Genomic DNA, 20,845 nt, shown 5'->3' with positions numbered 1-20,845 from the left:
TTGTCCAATTAATTTGGGCAACAGTTTTTTCTTTAATTAAACTAAAAGTTTCAGCAAAAGATTATGTCATTTATATTCTCTTAATCTTTTCAATTAATTCTTTTCGTTCTTCCAAAGGAAGTGTTTTAATTGCGATTAACAGAGCGTCAATGGTTAACCATTTGCTTTCCTTTTTCAAAAATAACCGAATTCTTTCTTTTAAAGAATCTGATACTTCTGTTTCAATCATCCCTGCTTCAATAAATAGTTGCACAACTTCTTCTATTACTTCAGGAGTAATCTGCTTTTCTCGCTCTTGCAACTCTTCATCGATCTCCGACCAATAATCTCTCAGAAATTTCCCCCACTGGTCATCCTCCAAGTAAAATAAATCGATATAATAATTCTGGTAAGTAATCTCTCCATCCTTTTCATAGAAATTTCTTTTACCAAAGTTATTATTTTGCTGGGAATATAAAGCTTGTAGATTTTGAACTAACTGATTAAATCGCAAATCCGGTTGCTGCTCCCATATTTTGAACAACAGAGTTAAAATCCTTGGAATCCTCTTCGGATCTCTCACTTTCATATCCCTCCAATACAAAAAAATATCTGCTTACTTTACCGAATAATTTATCTTATCACTGCTTACTTTACCGAGTAATTCACCGGTTAGCTTATTGAGTAAAATTCAAGAACTGGTTAAACCCTTTGATATCGAGGGATTCTTGATAATAACATTCGGTAAAGCAAGCATCGAAGGATACTTCGATGAGTACTTTACCGAAACACTAATTAACGAACTGCTCATTTTACCGAATTAGAGAGTGCTTTCATTTTCTTGAATATCTTGCTTCTAATCCGGCAATTGTCATATTTTCATTCACATCATTATGTGGTATTAATAAATAAACCCATTCTTTACCACCATTTTGCATTTCATGTTTGGTTGCATACTTACACCATTCAATCGCTGCATGTTTTTTTGCCTCTACTTCTTTATCGCTATCAATTTTATTAGCTGCTTTCAATTCTACCAGATATTTTTTATCTTCCGTTTCTACTATAAAATCTGGATTGTATGATTGTTTTTGATTATAATAGATTTTCAATTGATTTAAGGCTGGTTTAAACCAGACTTTTACTTTTGGATCTTGTTCACATATAACAGCGAATCTACGCTCATTTTCTGCATCAAATTTTTGGATTGGATATAAGCAACGACTAAATCCACCAAAACTCATTCCCTTAATGGATGAAGGGTTTTCTACAGGAATACGAAAATCTTTAACTTCCTCATCTATATTCATGGAGTATGTGTTTGTCTTTAAAACCTCAAAATCGCTTCTTACATGAACATCATATTCCACTTTTGATTCCACATAATGATCTAACATTTGAGCATGAATATTATTTGCCAATAGCTGCTGATTATATAACAAAACGTTTCTAACATCATTATCGTCCTTTAAATACGATTTGAGATGAGCAATTAATTGATTTACTAATTTATAAAGTAAATCTGCATGTTCTTCATACGATATGTCGTCAAAATCAATTAATCTAGAAATAATATAGTTTTCTAAAGGTTCATTTTCGTTTACTTCAACTTTAAAATGCAATGTGTCTCTTTGTCTTGTTCTTAATTCCTGAAGTAGAATATCCTGAGTAACTGGTTGTAAATTAATATTTGAGACATCTAAATCAAAATCTTCAAAGTCCCAAGAAATTTCACTCTTTGGCTGAAGTATTATTTTTGGAATATCTATTGTCTTTTCAACGATGTAATCTGTAACAGTTTCTACAATTTCTTCAACTACATTTGTTTCATCTTCAAAAACTAACTCCATTTGACCTGTAGGGTATAATGTTTTTATCTCTTTAATAATTTGTTGTTTTATCTCTGGTTTTGTTAAGTGTTTATTAGTTTGGATATGATTTAAATTTTGTATGGTCTTGAATGTTGTTTGTACAATATTTCTTTTGATTTCCATCCTTTGTTTTGCATTTTCATCATCTTTATTTATATCATCACCTGCAATTTTCTGAATAATACTTTGTTTCACATTGGACTCAACAGAAACTACCTTCTTTTTAGATTTTGCAACATCTTTACCAATATATACGCCTTTACGTATAACAGAATTAGGATTGTTTGCTTCATCAATAATCTCTTGGAAACGATCATGTGCTATTATTGTTAGTCTATCTACTGCTTTAACTCCAGTTCGTTTTCCATATGGTAAACGGAGTCCACGACCAATAGATTGTTCAACTAAAGTTTTAGAATTAGCAGCCCTTAATGGGATAATAGTATATAAATTAGTAACATCCCAACCTTCTTTTAGCTTGTTAACATGGATAACAATTTCAGTATTAGAGTTAGGGGCCTCTAATGCAAGTAGTTCTTGAATGGTTTCGTCTTTTTCTTCACCTGATTGTTTTGAATGAACAGTAATTACTTTATCTTTATATTTTCCTTCAAAGAATTCATCACTTTTAATTATATTTAAAAGATTCTCTGCATGGTCTGTGTCCTGAGCAACAATCAGAATGAATGGTTTTACTACAGGCAGATTGTTCTCTCTGGCGTACACTTCTAATTCTACTTTTGTTTCTTCATGTACTAATATCCCATCACTGATTTTTAATTGTTCCAATTCATCCTCAGAGTAATTTGAAGCATCAAAGTTTTCACGTGTTGCAACAGTAGGTTCTTTAACATATCCTTTTTCCATCGCCATATATAAAGGAAAACTATAAATTACATTTTTAAATGGAATTGTTCGTTGTCCTTTTTCTACTTGGGGAGTTGCAGTAAGTTCTAGTCCAAGTACCGGATTTAATTCATTTATTGCCTTAACACCTGCTGAAGCTCGATAACGATGTGATTCATCCATTAATAAAACTAAATCAGGTAAAGAAGATAAATAATCAAAATAACTTTCTCCTAAGTACTCACTTAGTCTTTTGATTCTAGGAGAATTCCCACCTCTTACCTCTGTATTAATTTTTGAGATATTAAAAATATTAATCTTTACTGTATCCGGGTCAAGAAGCCATATTGCACTTTCTTCGTAATTTTCACCTGTTATGATTAATGGTTCTTTTGTAGCAAATTGCGAAATTCCTTTAAAAACATATTTTTTTGTATTCGGTGTGAAATCCTGAATTAATTTTTCATATATTGTCAAGTTTGGTGCTAAAACAAAATAGTTTTTTATGCCCTTTGCCATATATAGATACGATATAAACGCTCCCATAAGCCTTGTCTTTCCAACACCAGTAGCAAGGGCAAAACAAATAGAAGGAAACTCCCTTTCAAAATCTTCAACACTAGGAAAAAGATTTTTAATAATGTTAAGCTTCCGCTGAACTTGTTCACTGGATGTATTTTTTTCTAGGGAGATGTTATCTACTACTTCCGCTAATATTTCCAAAGATTCCCTTTGTGGGTCTCGCAGGCTAAGACGACTTGAGATTTGTTTAACAAAACGATTCATTCTACATCCCCCTCATCAAATAATTCTATCTGTTCAGGCTCTTTTTCCATCATAGGTAGGTTTTCAACATTTAAGCTATAATCGTCTCTTCCAAACTCGCATTTTTCCAACACAGATTGAGGTATTTTTTTAAATGTGATGTTCGGAAAATCCTCTTGGTTTACATTAAATGCTTTACAGCAGACCAATAATGTTTCATCTTCCTTCATTTGGTCAGCAATATCATCCGCTAACTGTTGATTAACAAATTGTGTAGTAACAAAGATATAATCATTTTCAGTTGATTGGCCATGTTTCCAATATACATTTTTATCAGGATTATATTTAAACCCTTCAAGCTTACACACAGCTTCTGATAACATTTCAGCATTATATTGTTTACTAATAACCCAATTACCATATTTATCTTTTTCTAAAAGACTCGGTGCTAATTTATAGAATCTAAATCCTCCGCCACCCTTCCATCCAACGGTTGAACTTATTCCTGCCTGATCTTCACCATCAATAACTCTTTTTAATCTTGGTATTATATGTGTGTAACAATGTTCTCCTAGTTCTACCATTATCCATCTTCTTCTCATTTTATGAGCAACAGCACCTGTTGTACCTGAACCCGCAAATGAATCTAGCACCCAATCTCCTTCGTCTGTAATAATTTCAATGATACGACTAATCAATTTTTCTGGTTTTTTCCCATTACGAAAATCTACTCCACCTTCATTGTGTAAATTATTTATTCCAATATCTAGCCATATGTCTCCCATTGGTCTAACTGGGGATAATTTTCCATCAACTTTTTTCATCTTATCAATACAAAACAATACTTCCTCTTTTTTATAAACTAATTTTTTCATTCCAGTAGGTGTAATAATTTCACGAAATACTGTATCATTTGGTAATTCTTCAAACTGTTTACTTCGGTTTCGGGCAGTCCGGAAAATTTTATCTGCGTTTTTTATACAGAATTCTTCAAATTCCTCTTTATTATTTGGATCTATATTTTGATTAATTGCAGCTTCTCTTAAAGGAATTACTTTCCATTTCGAAATATCATTTGGCTCATTTTCATCTTTTACTAAATAACTTTTATAACGATCAAAAACATCTGACCATTTAGCCTTTTCATAAATTGGATTAAATCTGATTTTTTCTTTGTCTTTCGCATAAATTAATATAAACTCTTTGATTTTTGGCGGTTTTTTATCTATATGACTCATTTTAACACCACTTAGATGAGACATTTTAACACAAATACTAGTAATAAAGTTTCGTCTACCAAATATCTCATCACAAAGAACTTTTAAATAAGCCATTTCTTCATCATTTATTTGTATAAAGATTGCACCATCATCTTTAAGTAAATTCTTTAACAAGCTTAATCTAGGCTTCATCATATTTAACCAAATGGAATGTTCTAATCCATCATCATAATGTTCAAAAGCATTTCCTGTATTATATGGCGGATCAATATAGATGCACTTAATTTTATTTGTAAACTCTTCCTCTAGTGCCTTTAATGCAAGGAGATTATCACCAAAAATTAATCTATTATCAAAAATATCATCTTCACTATACTTTTTTTCAGCGTGATATGAAAATTCAGGGTCTTCAATTAAAATTCTAGGTTCTAAATTTATTTTTTCGTCTTTACCAATCCATGTTAGTTCAAGTCGCTTTTTTTTCAAGTTGTTAACACCTCTCCTATATAATTCTCCATTTCAATGCAAATAAATGTTTATTCGTAACTTTTTGCTGGAGTTTAGCTTCAATTTCTTCAAATAATAAATCTTTTTGTTCATCTATTTTATCCTGCTGATCATATAAATTTCTTCTCATATCATTTCGTTTCTTTTCAAGTTCTTTAATTTTTTTATTCATTCCTAGTTTTTCTTGTAAATTTCGAATTGATTTTGATTCCTTTTTTAGATAATCAATTTCTACAGAAAGTTCATCAATTTCCGCTTCAAGTTTTAATTTTAAATCTTTAGCCCATCTATCTAATTTTTCTAATTCTGAATCCATATATTCTGCAGTTCGTTCCATTATACTGTTTAATACCGCTTCTACCTGACATTCTTTAATATATTGAAGTGTATTATTTATAGAATTAGGTATTTCAATTTCTTCATGTTCAATCGCTGGTAATAAAAATAATTTCTCACAAATATCTTGGTCAATCTGGTTACCACTATTATCTACAGCTGAAAATATTAGATACTGTTCAGTTTCGACAGACTCTACATTAAGCAAATCTAAATAAAGCCAGCCGTCAGTACCAACTAACGATTCAATAACACTAATCTTACCTTGATAATCACAGTATCTAAAGGTAACCTCTTTTGGTATTAACACCCTACCCTTGGCTTGTTTAACCCATTTTTCAGCTAAAGGGTGGGATAACCGATAGTGAACAACATTATTAGTACTTTCTTCCTTTTTTATTTGGGACATCAATTGATACTTTTTCTTATCTATAATAAAGGTTAATGAATTATCATCAAATACCGCTTCTCTTTGACCCTCAATTTTTGAAAGATTCCATAAAAATCTCTCTAACTTATTCAACTGTATAGTTGTCTGTTCAAAATTATCTCTTAACTTTTCCCTTACTTCGTCATCAAAGTTTTCCATTAAACTTATACGTGTGTCTTGCATTTTAATTCGTATTTGTTCGTCCAATTCTTCTTGTAACCTGTTAAATGCATCATCAATCTCTTCTGCAGTTCTACAGTTCTGATAAATTTCTTGTATCCGTTTTTCAAAGTCAACTCCGGACTCCAACGAACCCAAAATTTCATCAGATGAACCAAATAATCCTTCGAACAGCTTGAACTTTTCTGAAAGTAAATCATAAACTCTTTGGTCTGCAGCATTCTTTTGATTCAAAAAATTTATCACAACTACATCATATTTTTGTCCATAACGATGACATCTTCCAATTCTTTGTTCTATCCTTTGAGGATTCCATGGTAAATCATAATTTACTACTAAACTACAAAATTGAAGGTTTATTCCTTCCGAAGCAGATTCAGTTGCAACCATGATATCAGCATGCTCACGAAAATATTCAACTAACGCTGCCCTCATATCAGCAGTTTTTGATCCCGTAATTTTATCATCATATTGGTGTTTCTCTATCCACCATTCATAGATTCTTTTTGCATCTGAATCTGAATTTTGACCGTTAAACATAACAACGTTATACCCTTTTTCTGTTAGCATCTCTTTTAAATATCTTTGTGTTCTTCGTGACTCTGTAAATATAACTGCTTTTTCATTAGCTCCTAATTCTCTCATTTTATTAAAGCCTTCATCTAATGCAAGGAGTAATGCGCCTCCTTTGGAATTTTTTGTAATAGACCTTGCTAATTCATAATAGGATTCTAACTCTCTTTTCTCTGATAATATTAAATTAATTATCTCTTCTTCCGTTAGTTCATCTATTTCAATTTCTTCTTCGTTCCATTCTTCAATGGTATCATCAAGTTCGTCAATATCTTGATAAATTATTTCTTCGTTATTTAATCGATTATCTTGTATTTTCCCAATTAAAAGTTCATCCAAACTTTTTATTAACGATTGAAGTGTATCAGTTAGTGCAAAAGTTGAAGAAGCCAAAATTTTCCGAATAACTAATGTCATTAAAGAACGCTGACTTTTTGGTAAAGCAAATAACAAATCTCTTTGTAAATATGATGATACTTTTTCATATAATTCCCATTCTTCATTTGTCGGCATAAACTTTTGTGTGATTGGAATACGTTGAGTGTATTTTACATATTCTGTAACCTGACGTCTTAAAGTTCGATGTGTAACGGGACTTATACGTTGCTTTAAATCAATATAATCAGCTTGTGACAACTCTTTCGTTCCTCTGGAAAACTGTTTTCTAAAAGAGATCTCATCCCCAAAAATATGTGGATCAATAAAACTGATTAATCCGTAAAGTTCCATTAATGAGTTTTGTAATGGAGTAGCTGTTAATAATAATTTTGGAAAACCTCCTGTTGCAGAACGTAATGCACGAGCAATTTTATTAGATTTTTTATAAACATTTCTTAAACGGTGTGCCTCATCAAAAATTATTAAATCCCAATTAACTCGTCTTAATTCAATTGCTTTATTTTTCGCAAAATATAACGACGTTATAACTACCATATCTTGTTGATAAAAAGGATTCATTATTCCAGCAGCTTGCATCTCTTTAAAATTTTTATTTTCTAAAACAATAGATGGTATGTAAAATTTTTCCAATAATTCTTGACTCCATTGTTTACGTAAAGGAGGCGGTACTATAATTAAAATATTTCTTTTCCTTTCAGCCCACAATTGACTAACAATTAGTCCTGCCTCAATAGTTTTTCCTAATCCAACCTCATCTGCCAATAATGCGCCTCTTTCAAGTGGTGCGCGAAAAGCAAATAATGCTGCTTCAACTTGATGGGGATTTAAATCCACCGTTGCATTTATTAACGATTGGTTGAGTCGTCCAATTGAAGAAGAAGAGTTTTGTTTAGTTAATTCATATGCATAGTATTGGCTATGATAATATGTACTCATTTAACCTCCCCCATTTCAAATATCCTGTACAAATATACTTTCCGTTGATATCATTAGTTCTATTTTACCATATTACAAAGATGTCTATCTATTTCACCTAATAATTACAAGTCCCTAACAAAAGCTATTTGAACCTCAAAAAAATCCCTAATTCCTATTAAAATATCTTCGACTTGTAAGTATAATTTTTCAGAACAAATCGGTAAACAAAAAATCAACTTAAAAATTTTTTTAAAAAAATTCCATATTTCTCTTCGAATATGAAAAATCGAAGATACAATGCTTTATGCAAAACGAAAAATACAAATAAAAAAGGAGATGAATTTGCTATGCAATGTGCAGCATATATTCGAACAACAAGTTAAAGTCATGTAGATAGAAATATAAGAAAGCAAACATAGATGTGAAGTCGGAGAATTAAATTCGTTATAAACATTCAAAACAAGCACGCAGTTAATAAAATATTCGATCACACTATAAAAGGTGAAATCCGCAGAGGCTATATGACCATATGCTAATGATTAGTTAAAAATTTCTATGGATAAAGAAAAGGAGAAGAAAAATGATTAACAACCAAGGAAATCTAAAGGGATTTCTCTATATAAGAGTGAATCATCCATCAAAACTTTCAACAGAAGGACATTCACAGCTAACTAATTTCTTATTTGAGTATAGAAGAAATCGTTACAATGGAAAGGGAAATACCTATAAACATCGCATTGAAGAATATTTGTACAAAGTCAAATAAATAGTGTAACCCAATAAAAAGCGAGAACCGCAGAGGTTACGTAACCATTCACATTGTTGGTTATGTAATTCTGCGGATTTTTTTATATTGAAAAATTATAAAAGGGAGAGCGATAAATCATGAATAGATCAGAAAACACCGTTGAGCGAATTTTTGCAGATACTTCGCTCACCTTCATGGATGTTATAAATTCAATTATTGATCATAAAATTGAAGAACTCGTCAATAATGCTAGTAAGGTAAACACTGCTACATCTCAAAAAGACGAGAAGGAGTATGATTCAAAATGAGATGTGCAGTATATGTTCGTGTTTCTACCGATAAAGAAGAACAAAAAGATTCCTTAAAATATCAGCAAGAACTGTTTTATAATTATATAGCGGAAAAAGGTTGGGATATTTACAAATTTTATATTGACGTTGAAAGCGGGACGACGGCAAAAAGAGAAGAACTTCAAAAACTTATTGAAGATGCTCAGAATAAGGAGTTCGATATCATTCTTGCTAAAGAGTTATCACGTCTTGCCCGCAATGGAGAGTTATCCTATAAAATCAAAAACTTATGTGAAAACCAAGGGATTCACATCATTACATTAGATAATGCAATCAATACATTAACAGGTAACACCCATATGTTTGGCCTTTATGCATGGATGTATGAACAAGAATCTCAAAACACGAGTAATCGTGTGAAAGAGACATTAAAAACTCGTGCAAAAAATGGACTTTTTAAAGGTTCGAATCCTCCATATGGTTATGAAGTAAGAGATGGAAAACTGTATATCCGTAATGATGAGACACCAAAGATTGTTAAACGAATTTTCAAAGAATATTTGGAAGGAAACGGACGACAAAGTATTGCAAGACGGCTATATAACGAGGGAATTCCTACTCCTGCTCAAATAGCTGGAAAAGCAAACGCAGGAGATAAGTGGCATGATTCTACCATTAGATGCATCTTAACAAATCCCCATTACGTTGGGGATCTTGTTCAAGGAAGAACAACGACAGTAAGTGTAACAAGTAAAAGAAGAAAAAACGTTCCTAAAGAAGAACAGTTTATTATCAAAAATGCACATGAGCCAATTATATCTAGGGAAACGTTTGATGCTGTCCAAAATCAATTAGAGCAGAGAAGAAAATATATTACAGCACCCAAATTACATCTTTTTACCAACATTCTCTATTGTGCCGACTGTGGTACGGGAATGTGGTATAGAAGTAATCGTCGGGGCTACATCTGTGGAAATTATGCGCGTCATGGAAAAAAAGCTTGTACCGCCCACACAATAAAAGAGGATTTTTTAAAAGAAACGATCCTAGATGACATCCAAACCTTAATTCAACAAGTTGATAAAGAGAAATATATAAAGAAGATGGAGAGAAAATCGAAAAGTACAAAATCGGATTCTCAAAAGAAAATCAATAAGATTAACAAACAGATGGATGTTTTAAAAAATCGAAAAAGGAAATTCATCAACCTGTTAGCTGACGGAATGATCACACATGAAGAATATCAAGAGAGTATTGAAGTAACGAACAAGGATTTAACTGAATTAATGGAACAGAAAAATGAACTTCTTTCATTGATGGAAAGCGAGGATGTAATCGAAACGATTGAAAAGCTTAAAAAGGAATTACTTCAATTCCTAAATTTCGATGAATTAACCGAGGATATTCTCCATCGACTGATTAATCGAATCGAGGTAAAAGAGGACGGTACACCAATAATTCATTACCGGTTTACCACACCAAAAATTGAATAGAGGCAAGAGAGAAACCTTATCTTGCCTCATTTTTTCATTTTAAAACTATCTGCGAAACGCACTCAACGTGCGCCGTCTGTGGAAACATATCGACTGGTTGCATGTATTCAACTTTATATTTTTTGGTGAGCACATTCAGATCCTTTGCTAAAGTAGACGGATTACAAGAAACATAAACAATTTTTTTCGCATCAGTCTTCATTATTGTGTCCAGTAGTGCGTCATCACAGCCAGACCGAGGTGGATCGACAATAATAACATCCGGTTTCCAACCCGCTTTTATCCATTTTGGCATAATTACTTCTGCCTTACCAACTTCATAATGGGCGTTATTGATGCCATGTTTTTTCGCATTTTTTTCAGCATCTTCAATTCCCTCTTTTATAACATCCATCCCCCGAATTTCTCCAGCCTGATCAGCCAGCCATAGCCCGATTGTACCTACACCACAATACGCATCTACTACTTTTTCCACGCCTGTCAGTTGCGCCGCTTTTTTAACTTCATCATAAAGTTTCACTGTTTGTGTTGGATTTAATTGGAAAAACGCTCGAGAAGATAACTCAAAACTTATATCTCCTAAAACTTCTTGTATGGACTGTTCCCCACCTAGTTGAAGTGATTCATCACCAAAGATTAACGAGGTTTTTTTACCATTAATATTTTGAATTATGGATTTGACTTCCGGTAATCGCTTTTGAATTTCTGCTACAATCAATGCTTTCTTCGGCAGTTCTTTTTTTGCTGTAATTAACACAACCTGAACTTCCCCAGTTCCAACAGCCACCCTTGCTACAATGGTCCGGATTATCCCTGTACGTTTTCGCTCATTGTATACAGGAATATTTAAGTCATTTAAAATCTCCTTAACGACACGAACAGCTTTATTTGTTGCTGGATGTTGAACGATACAGTTCGGTATATCAATTAATTTATGAGAATTCATACTGTATAGACCAGCAATGATATTCCCTTTGATCTCTCCAACTTGAAACTGAGATTTATTACGATATAACCAAGGATCATCCATACCAATGGTTGGGCGGATATCCATTTTTTCAATTTTTAGTTTTGTATGCCGCTCTAAGGCTTGGATTAATATATCTCGCTTTTCTTTTAACTGTTGGCTATATTCTAAGTGCTGAAGCTGACACCCCCCACATTTTTCATAAATGGGACAAGGTGGATTAACCCGATGGGGAGATTTTTTACGGATTTTCTTTATTTTCGCCTCAGCATACTTCGGTTTAATTGTCGTTGCTTCAACAACGACTTCTTCTCCTGGTAAAGCGCCTGGGACAAAAACAACTGTTCGTTTGAAATAACCGACTCCTTCACCGTTTATTCCAAGACGCTTTATCGTAAGTGGAAACTCTTGGCCTTTCTTTATAACTACATTTGCACGCGTGTTTTGTTTCTTCATAAAACTTGCTCCTTAATCTCTACTTTTGCTAACATTATTTCAAAATGAATAGCCGTTTACACATGAGAAAATTTTATAATATTATCGTTTGTTTTGCTACTTTATGATTTATTGATTTAATCAAAGCCTAAAATTCCCTTTTTAAAAAAGTGAAACCCGCCTAACAGGCGAGTTTTTTAGTATATCATATTTTTATTATCTAAGGACTCCTTCAATAAATAGTCATTCAAACTTTTAAACGTATATCCTCTTTTCTTTATATCAACGATCGCTTTTTCTAATGCATCCGCATTATCTTTGGAAACAGTATGTAATAAAATAACAGCACCTGGATGAATTTGCTTCATTATTTCGTTATAAGCATATTGCCATCCTTGTTGTTGATCTGTTTTCCAATCAACAAAGGCAAGGGACCATAACACATGAATATATCCAGCTTCTCTAGAAACTTTCAACGTACGCTCACTTAATATCCCCCTGGGTGGACGTACGAAAAGCATTTCTTTTTGCCCGGTTAGCTCCTTTGTCTTTTCTTTTACTTTATCTAATTCTTGCACAATTCGTTCATCTGTTAACTGGGTAAAATCGGGGTGGCTCCAGGAATGATTGCCAACAATATGACCTTCTTCTACCATTCGCTTCACAAGATCAGGAGCCGACTCTAAATAGTGCCCTGTCACAAAAAATGTTGCGGGAACTTTTTCTTTTTTTAACACATCTAAAATTTTATCCGTATACCCATTTTCATAGCCGTTATCAAACGTTAAATAAACCGTTTTTTCATCAGGACTTCCTTTATAAAAGGCATCGTACTTTTTTAATAATTCATCGTAATATTCTCCTGCTTCAGGAGGCACTTCATTTCTTGCCTTTTTAAATCCCCAATGAATAGGTGAATTTGAAACAGCGAATGCAGAACCTGAAAAGAATAATATTAAGCTACAAAAGGCAAAGATAATGGCAAAATATTTTTTCAAATTTCCTCTTCCTTTCCTTTTTTTCTTAGTTTCTCTTTCGGCAAGGAAATCATGCGAAATTTGCCTGTTTAAACATCTGGTTAAAAAATCCAACGAACTTCTGAATTTGACAAATTTACCTTGCCACTTTTTTCAGAAGAAGTTACATTAAAAAGACTCTCCGCTAAATGCAGAGAGTCTCTAGTTTACTGATCATCATCTTTTAATTCTTTAAACTTTTCCTCTATTTCATCAATCATTTCAATTAAATGATCAATTTCAGCTAAGTCCACTTTCTCAGGTTCAATTGATTCTAATGTTTCCATAAATGTATGAAAACGCTCTTGTAATACGTCCAATTGACTTTTTTCAATTTTTTGCAACGATATTGCTCCCTTCGCTTTAACTAATTCTTCTTTATTATACACCTTCTTTCTTATTAGAAAACGTTATCTTAATAATTACCAAGATTTTAATGGTATTTTTTCGATATTACTTCATCTCGGAACTTCAACCGCACTAAATTTAAATGATAAATGGTCTTGAATTGGAATCCATGCCCCAATTCCTTGTGAAGTTACATTCTTAATGATGATTGATTTTTTTCCTCCCTTTAACACAAGATATACTTCACCATAAGTAACAGTCCCTTTTTCATTTACAGCGGTTGCGTATGCATCCAAATATCCTAAACGTTTAGCTGGAATATTATAGAAATGATCCTTTTTCGTACCGGCACCGATAACAGTATCAAAGGATAATGGTAATTCTGTTTTTTCCGCAGCTTTTAATAACATCATTTTCTTTACATCATTTGCACGTGGGACCTTTGCTGTTAACCCACCTCTTACAATTTTTTGGGTTTCTTGTACATAGTGAAATTTATATGGTGCTTTTCCACCGCGATTATCGTAAAAATTTGTATTTACTTTTTGATATTCCCAATTCGTTGATGTTTCCTTTGATTCATAATTTAATGGCCATCTACCTAAATAGATTGTTGCACGATATCCTAAAGCCACAATTGGCTTATTAATTGTTGTTTCATTCAATAATAGAATAAGTTCTGGATTTTCTATTTTCACTTCCGATGTTTCCAATAACAACTTTGTCAATTTACTTGGCTCTAACTGTGGTAAATCTTGTGAAGGGTTCGGATACGTATTTTCTTTCGTGACATTTAACACATAGTCTGGAATTTTAAATTTCGCAGATGGTTGTTCTTGCTTTTCTTCTTTCTTTTCATCTTTCTTTTCTTCTAATTTTTCCTCTTGTTTCGGATTTTTGTCTGCTTCCCCCTTAGCTGCATGACCAGTATGTACGTTTAATGAAGTTGTCAGTATCAAAGCTAATACTAATAATAACGGTCTAACGATTCGTTTTTTCATGCTGCAAAAATCTCCTTCCATGCTACTTTTGCCCTTATTTTTCACAATCCTTGTTAATCTTATCCACAAATTTCACTGAAAAAATTTTAATAAAGTTAGAATATTGACAAATTGTCTTTAATAACATTAATAATACCAACAGGCAAAGGGGGGAAAGGAAAGGTAAGCTCAACTAAAGAAACGAGTTAAGGAGGGATAAGAAAGAACACGCCAATTGACGACTACTGAGGGTGACAAGAGGCGTTGTTAATCTTATGCAAGAAGTAGGAAAGTATACTTTTCCTTAACACTTTCCTATGCAAAAAAGACACCGTTTTCAGTTAGTTGCTTGCATGAACCTTTCTACTAGATTAGCCAGTTTATATTAGGTGGTGATATTTGAGTAACTAATTCTTATGAAAAGATTTATATAGCATCACTTACCGGGTGGTCTATGGCCTCCCGGTTATCATTTATACATACTCTGCTATAAAAATTGTAAATTTTTTGATTCAACAAATCCTTTACATCACTTATCTCCAAGTTTGTATTTACTATCGCTATTTAATCCCAAATCATAAATATTTTACTTGTCAATCTTTTAATTCAGAGATATTATCAAATTTGAAATCGGAAATATACAAGCCTCTTGTAAAACTTTAACAACATTAGGAGTAACAAAATATGAATCAGTTTAAATTACGATTATGGCTTCTTATTATCCTCGTTAGTATTTCTGGTCTTTCACAAGGCATGTTACTACCAACGATCGCAGTAATATTAGAAAACCATGGAATCCCTTCGACAGTTAACGGAATTCATGCAACAGCGTTATATATCGGTGTATTCGTTGCATCGCCTTTTATGGAGGCTCCGTTACGTAAGTTCGGTTATAAGCCTTTAATTATTGTAGGTGGTTTAACCGTTGTTTTATCTTTATTTGCTTTTACTATTTGGGACTCACTGCTATTTTGGTTTATTTTGCGTTTATTCATTGGCATTGGTGATCAAGCTTTACACTTTTCATCCCAAACCTGGATAACCTCCTTTTCACCACAAGAAAAAAGAGGCCGAAATATCTCTTTGTATGGGTTATCTTTCGGGATTGGATTTGCCATCGGTCCGTTATTTACAAGATTATTGGTCTTTAACGAAAAACTTCCATTCCTTATTGCAGGAACTTTGAGCTTTATTGCGTTATTGGCTGCCTTATTACTCAAAAATGAATTCCCTGAACAAAGTGAAAATGAAACAAATTCACGACAATTACGATCGACCTTTAAAAATTTTAGTAAAGTCCTACGCTATGCCTGGGCACCACTGTTACCGGCTATTTGTTACGGAGTATTAGAAGCATCATTAAACGGAAATTTCCCTGTTTACGGATTAAGACTTGGTTTTGAAGTCGAATATTTGTCGATTATAATCTCTGCTTTTGCAATTGGCGGGATTGTGTTTCAATTACCTCTTGGAATGATGAGCGACTATTTCGGCCGTAGAAAAGTTTTGCTTTCATCATTGTTTATCGGTAGCGTTATTTTTATGGCTGCAGGTTTATTTGAAGACTCAGCAACCATGCTGATTATTTTATTCTTTATTGCTGGAATGCTGCTCGGCTCCACTTATTCCTTAAGCATTGCATATTTAACTGATACAGTTGAAAAACGATTATTACCAGCAGGAAATTTATTAATTAGTATTTGTTTTAGTTTAGGTAGTATTTTCGGTCCATTTCTTGGCGGTCTAGCTATTGACCAATTTTCAAATTTTAGTTTTTTATATTTTATCGCTATTATTTTATTTCTTATTTTTATCGGTCTTCTCTCCTATCGGAACCATGAACACCAAAATGAATATTTAGATAAAACAGGCTAAATTATGATTAGCTGGCCAAATTAGGTCAGCTTTTTATTTATAATAATTACTTATTTATAATAATTATAATTACAAATAACAAATCTCTTTATTTTTATATAAAATATGGTAAAATAGATAAAAACAAGGACGATATAGAATTTTGATAACAAAAATCAACACTTCCAAACCAATGATTTTAATACTCATTCTCAATTAAAAAACGATACTTTATTTGAAAGGGATACTCATTCTCAATTAGATAGGAGGAAGAACGAAATGGAAACCAACCTTCAAAATGTAAAGGCAAGTCAAAGCAATTCTCCTTTAAAAGCAAGATTTGAGCTATATGAATCGATATTAGAAATTATCTTTGCTATCCTTGGTGGATTTTTTATTTTTCTTGGTTGGTTATTAGGAAAGTTTGAAATGGAAACGGCATCCGTTGCTTTTTTTCTTACAGCATATGTAGTTGGAGGATTTTTTAAAGCAAAGGAAGGGATCACTGAAACGATTGCTGAAAAATCCCTTAATGTTGAAATCTTAATGATTCTAGCAGCGATTGGTTCAGCTATTATTGGTTATTGGGAAGAAGGTGCCATTTTAATTTTCATTTTTGCTGTCAGCGGGGCTTTAGAATCATATACGACAAATAAAAGCCATAAAGAACTAACTGCATTGATGAAGTTACAACCAAAAGAAGCCCGGTTCATCAAAGATGGAAATGAGGTCCGAATTCCAGTAGAAAAATTAAACGTTGGAGATTTTATTTTAGTAAAACCAGGTGAACAAATTCCTGCCGATGGTGTCATTACGAAAGGGCGGACAAGTGTTGACGAAGCAGCAATTACTGGGGAATCGATGCCTGTACCAAAAGAAGTTAATGACCAAGTTTTTGCTGGAACAGTCAATGGGAACGGAGCGATTACCGTTCAAATTACGAAACCCAATAGTGAAACGCTTTTTCAAAAAATTATCGATTTAGTTCAACACGCGCAAAATGATAAATCGCCTTCTCAACAATTTATTGATCGTTTTGAAGCAAGATATGTTTATATCGTTTTAATAGCAGTCGGTATAATGATGTTCCTCCCTCACTATTTGTTTAATTGGAGTTGGAATGAAACCTTTTATCGAGCTATGGTACTCCTTGTTGTTGCTTCCCCTTGTGCCGTTGTCGCTTCCATAACACCAGCAGTCCTATCTGCCATTTCTAACGGCGCACGTAACGGCATTTTGTTTAAAGGTGGGGTTCATTTAGAAAAGCTCAGCAACTTAAAAGCAGTAGCCTTCGATAAAACAGGTACATTAACAAAGGGTAAACCTGAAGTAACAGATTTTGTCGTTACGGATACGAATAAATCAGAAAAGCAATATATTTTACAATGTGTCGCTTCGATTGAAAAACAATCAAACCATCCACTAGCAAAGGCCATTGTCCAATACGGTTTGAAACATAAAATCGATTTTATCGAACCTGAAATTGTAGAAGATATAAGTGGATGGGGGATTCAAGGTAAAATAAATGGAGACACTTGGAAAATCGGAAAAAAAGGTTTTATAAATTTTAATTCACATGTTAGTCAAGAATCGCTGGAAACTTTTGCATCAGAAGGGAAAACTGTCGTATTTGTACAAAAAAATAATGATGTAATCGGACTATTTGCGTTAAAAGATGTTATTCGTCAAGAGTCGAAGCAAGCCATAAAAGACATACAAAAGCTTGGCGTGCAAACAGTCATGCTTACAGGGGACAATAAAAGCACTGCAAAATCAATCTCCAAAGAAATAGGGATTCATGAATATATTTCTGATTGTTTACCAGAACATAAAGTAAACGAAATAAAAAAATTAAAAAATACTTACGGAACGGTAGCCATGGTCGGTGATGGCATTAATGACGCACCTGCACTCGCAACTGCTAATGTAGGTATTTCAATGGGAGAAGGTACCGATGTTGCATTAGAAACAGCCGATGTTGTACTCATGAAAAACGAACTATCAAAAATTGGTAAAGCCATTCAATTATCGAAACAAATGAATCGCATTGTCAAACAAAACCTTGCTTTTTCAATCAGTATCATTATTTTATTAGTGCTGTCTAACTTCTACCAAGTCATTGACCTTCCATTAGGAGTCATCGGCCATGAAGGGAGTACGATTTTAGTCATTTTAAACAGCCTGCGATTATTAAAAGCTTAAGTTTGTTCTGTAGAGGGTAGACACAATAAATCTGCCCTCTTGTACTTTATTAAAGAGAATTTAGCTTCATTGAATTCTTTAACTTTTCTAGTTAATTTTTTATATCTATATCTCCCATCAATCGCATTTCTTTCCCCTTTTCATTTCCTCATTTAATCCATTAATTTCTCCTCCAATAATAAGAACCGCTCCCGTTAAATAAAACCAAATTATTAAAACTATGATGACACCTAAACTTCCATACATCAATGTATAATTACCAAAATTATTAACGTAAAACGAAAAACCAATAGATGATGCAATCCATCCAACTGTTGAAAATATAGCACCAGGTAATACAGTTAAACATTGTATTTTTCGATTTGGAGTAATCGTATAGACAACACTAAATACAATAAAAAGTATAAGTGAACTAATAAACCAACGGATCGTTGACCATACGTGAATAAATTCGGCGGTCTTTCCAAGTTTTGAGAAAATATAAATACCTATGTTTTTGCCAAATACAGGTATAAGTAAAGCAACAAAAAAAACAAAAATCATCACAATCGTCAGTATAACCGACATACCACGAACAATGAGGAAATGCCGGTTCTCCTCAATTTCATAAGCCCGATTGACAGCACGAATGACTGCGTTCATTCCGTTAGACGCCGCCCAAAGAGTTGCTATAATCCCAAAAGATAATAAGCCGCTATTTTGACTTGCAAATATAGAATTTAGATTATCCCTTATAAAATCAAGGGTTTCTCCTGGTGCAAAGTCCTTCAGAAAATCCATAATATGGTGTTGATCAATCGGCAAATAAGGCAAAATGGAAAAAACAGATATTAACAAAGGAAATAACGATAATAGAAAAAAATAGGCTAACTGAGCAGAATACCCCAGTGCCTCATGTTTTTCAATACGAATAAAAAGCTTTACAAACCAGTTATCCTTATATCGTTCAATAAATTTTTGTATGTTCATTTGTCCCACCTGTTTTATTACCGCTTATAAATAATGTGCGCGAAATAGATAGAAATATGATTTGTTTAGATTGTGTAACTTTTTACTTTATTCATGCATTTGGGAAAGATCGTCATTTATCTTTTTTGTAGGTTGTTTCAATTCTTGTACTGTCTCAATTGTATTTTGACTCAACTTTTTTATCTCTGTCGCCTTTTCAGAAATAAACTGTAAATCTTCACTTATATTTCGGTACGCTTGTGTAAATTGATTTACTTTATTTTGGATACATTCAACCGTTTTTTGTGGATGAGAAACTACATCCTTTATTTTTCTACCAACTCTCTTACTATCCTCTGCAACTTGTTTTCGGACTTCTTTATCTAATAAAGTAACAGCACCACCAACCATAGCACCAATTACAAGTCCTTTCCAAAATTTACTGGACGTCATATATCCACATCCCTTCAATTTTTTATACAACTCTTGTTCAGGTTTAATAGCAATGACTTTACCAATTCATTTCTGTTAATTGATATCATGTTTTTTGTCATTAGAAACCTATCGGATAACAAAGCATTTTGCTTATTGAGTCAATCGAGCAATTCAATTTATGTAAAAATACCTCAAAAACTTATGTGATCCCTTTTTCATTTTTAATATGCTCCAGTAATGCGTGACAGCCTGCTGATACGAGCTCATAAACCAATTCAAAATTCCCTGTATAATACGGATCTGGTACTTCGTTTTCCGTTGTATCTGATACAAAGTCCATTAACTTCGCTATATTAGCACGTGGATTCTCTCGTTTTAGTCGATTAATCCCCGCTATGTTAGCATTATCCATGGCAATAATATAATCAAATTCATCTAAATCATTTACATTAAATTGTCTTGCAACTAAACCATCATAAGCAATATCATGTTTCTTTAAAATTTCACGAGTACCTCGATGAGGAGGCTCACCAATATGCCAACTCCCTAAACCAGCTGAGTCTACTATAATTTGATCCTCTAATCCTTCTTTTTTTATTAAATCACGAAATATCGCTTCAGCCATTGGAGACCGGCAAATATTACCTAAACAAACAAATAATACACGAATCATTATCCTCACCTTTAATATAATTATTAATGATCTATATCTAATCAGCATTATATCAAAATTTTATAATTCTTTGATTGAATATAATTACAACTTAATTAACCTATGATAAGATGGTAACAAAACGGATGGAAAGGAACGAAAAAATGAACTTATCTGTAAAGAGTCAGGAAAACATTGAATACATGTTAGAAGTCATTTTAGAAAAGCTGAACTTTATTAATATGGATGCGCTTAAATCAAGCGATATTAACGAAGAACGTTACGAAGAACTCGTTGATATTTATGAATTAGTTATGAGAAGGGACAGTTTCTCTCCAGCTGAAATTCAAGCAATCGCTGAAGAATTAGGTAATTTACGTAACAAGTAATAACCTCGGTAACATCGCAAAAACTCCTGGAAATATTGAGTGCGCTCCGTACTCTTCCAGGAGT

The 20,845-nt window shown here is 32.9% G+C and carries 16 protein-coding genes; 5 read left to right on the top strand and 11 right to left on the bottom strand.

Annotated features, from left to right (window positions below):
• Positions 1 to 70: 70 nt before the first annotated feature.
• The 4 genes from OEV82_RS08740 to OEV82_RS08725 form a co-directional block, all read right to left on the bottom strand.
• Positions 71 to 562 (bottom strand): hypothetical protein, encoded by a 492-nt coding sequence (locus OEV82_RS08740; protein ID WP_263061630.1) that lies wholly within the window; start codon positions 560 to 562, stop codon positions 71 to 73.
• A 250-nt stretch (positions 563 to 812) separates the two neighbouring features.
• Complete coding sequence (locus tag OEV82_RS08735) at positions 813 to 3,482, bottom strand: DEAD/DEAH box helicase family protein (protein WP_216408214.1); 2,670 nt, start codon at positions 3,480 to 3,482, stop codon at positions 813 to 815.
• Entirely contained in the window at positions 3,479 to 5,167 is a 1,689-nt protein-coding gene (locus OEV82_RS08730) for a site-specific DNA-methyltransferase (RefSeq protein ID WP_263061629.1), read from the bottom strand. Before OEV82_RS08730 ends, OEV82_RS08735 begins: the two co-directional genes overlap by 4 nt.
• A 16-nt stretch (positions 5,168 to 5,183) precedes the next feature.
• Positions 5,184 to 8,042, bottom strand: a complete 2,859-nt coding sequence (locus OEV82_RS08725; protein ID WP_263061628.1) for an SNF2-related protein — start codon at positions 8,040 to 8,042, stop codon at positions 5,184 to 5,186.
• An 867-nt stretch (positions 8,043 to 8,909) separates the two neighbouring features.
• Here OEV82_RS08725 and OEV82_RS08720 point away from each other — a divergent pair.
• Positions 8,910 to 9,080: a hypothetical protein gene (locus tag OEV82_RS08720; RefSeq protein ID WP_162835916.1), complete on the top strand. Its 171-nt coding sequence runs from the start codon at positions 8,910 to 8,912 to the stop codon at positions 9,078 to 9,080.
• Positions 9,077 to 10,555 carry a recombinase family protein gene (locus OEV82_RS08715; RefSeq protein WP_263061627.1) on the top strand — a complete coding sequence of 493 codons (1,479 nt, stop codon included), beginning with the start codon at positions 9,077 to 9,079 and terminating at the stop codon, positions 10,553 to 10,555. Before OEV82_RS08720 ends, OEV82_RS08715 begins: the two co-directional genes overlap by 4 nt.
• 34 nt (positions 10,556 to 10,589) lie before the next feature.
• On the opposite strand, the gene rlmD is transcribed toward OEV82_RS08715, so the two are convergent.
• From rlmD to OEV82_RS08695, 4 genes are all read right to left on the bottom strand, one after another.
• Positions 10,590 to 11,978, bottom strand: coding sequence for a 23S rRNA (uracil(1939)-C(5))-methyltransferase RlmD (gene rlmD / locus OEV82_RS08710; protein WP_263061626.1), 1,389 nt, complete (start codon positions 11,976 to 11,978; stop codon positions 10,590 to 10,592).
• A gap of 176 nt (positions 11,979 to 12,154) precedes the next feature.
• Positions 12,155 to 12,955 (bottom strand): delta-lactam-biosynthetic de-N-acetylase, encoded by an 801-nt coding sequence (gene pdaA, locus OEV82_RS08705; RefSeq protein WP_173659913.1) that lies wholly within the window; start codon positions 12,953 to 12,955, stop codon positions 12,155 to 12,157.
• A 185-nt stretch (positions 12,956 to 13,140) separates the two neighbouring features.
• Positions 13,141 to 13,317, bottom strand: coding sequence for an SE1561 family protein (locus OEV82_RS08700; protein ID WP_173659915.1), 177 nt, complete (start codon positions 13,315 to 13,317; stop codon positions 13,141 to 13,143).
• A 114-nt stretch (positions 13,318 to 13,431) separates the two neighbouring features.
• Positions 13,432 to 14,322, bottom strand: a complete 891-nt coding sequence (locus OEV82_RS08695) for a YfkD famly protein (RefSeq protein ID WP_173659917.1) — start codon at positions 14,320 to 14,322, stop codon at positions 13,432 to 13,434.
• Positions 14,323 to 14,985: 663 nt separating this feature from the next.
• Here OEV82_RS08695 and OEV82_RS08690 point away from each other — a divergent pair.
• The gene (locus tag OEV82_RS08690) at positions 14,986 to 16,176 is read left to right on the top strand and encodes an MFS transporter (protein ID WP_173659919.1); all 1,191 of its coding nucleotides are present in this window, start codon (positions 14,986 to 14,988) and stop codon (positions 16,174 to 16,176) included.
• Between the two features lie 258 nt (positions 16,177 to 16,434).
• A complete protein-coding gene (locus tag OEV82_RS08685; protein WP_263061625.1) occupies positions 16,435 to 18,357 on the top strand; it encodes a heavy metal translocating P-type ATPase in 1,923 nt (640 codons plus the stop codon).
• Positions 18,358 to 18,474: 117 nt separating this feature from the next.
• Here the strand turns inward: OEV82_RS08685 and OEV82_RS08680 are convergent, their stop codons facing one another.
• The 3 genes from OEV82_RS08680 to OEV82_RS08670 form a co-directional block, all read right to left on the bottom strand.
• A complete protein-coding gene (locus OEV82_RS08680) occupies positions 18,475 to 19,326 on the bottom strand; it encodes a YihY/virulence factor BrkB family protein (RefSeq protein ID WP_173659923.1) in 852 nt (283 codons plus the stop codon).
• An 87-nt stretch (positions 19,327 to 19,413) separates the two neighbouring features.
• Positions 19,414 to 19,758 carry a YtxH domain-containing protein gene (locus tag OEV82_RS08675; protein ID WP_173659925.1) on the bottom strand — a complete coding sequence of 115 codons (345 nt, stop codon included), beginning with the start codon at positions 19,756 to 19,758 and terminating at the stop codon, positions 19,414 to 19,416.
• 181 nt (positions 19,759 to 19,939) lie between these two features.
• A complete protein-coding gene (locus OEV82_RS08670) occupies positions 19,940 to 20,413 on the bottom strand; it encodes a low molecular weight protein-tyrosine-phosphatase (RefSeq protein WP_263061624.1) in 474 nt (157 codons plus the stop codon).
• 143 nt (positions 20,414 to 20,556) lie between these two features.
• On the opposite strand from OEV82_RS08670, the gene OEV82_RS08665 reads away from it, so the two are divergent.
• On the top strand, positions 20,557 to 20,781 hold the full coding sequence (locus tag OEV82_RS08665; RefSeq protein ID WP_173659942.1) for a DUF1128 domain-containing protein: 225 nt from the start codon (positions 20,557 to 20,559) through the stop codon (positions 20,779 to 20,781).
• Positions 20,782 to 20,845: the final 64 nt, after the last annotated feature.

It is taken from the genome of Pallidibacillus thermolactis (genome assembly GCF_025660415.1).
In the GTDB taxonomy this organism is placed as follows: Bacteria; Bacillota; Bacilli; order Bacillales; family Caldibacillaceae; genus Pallidibacillus; species Pallidibacillus thermolactis.
Note: the sequence above shows the minus strand (reverse complement) of the source record. Positions and strands in the feature narration are given on the sequence as shown.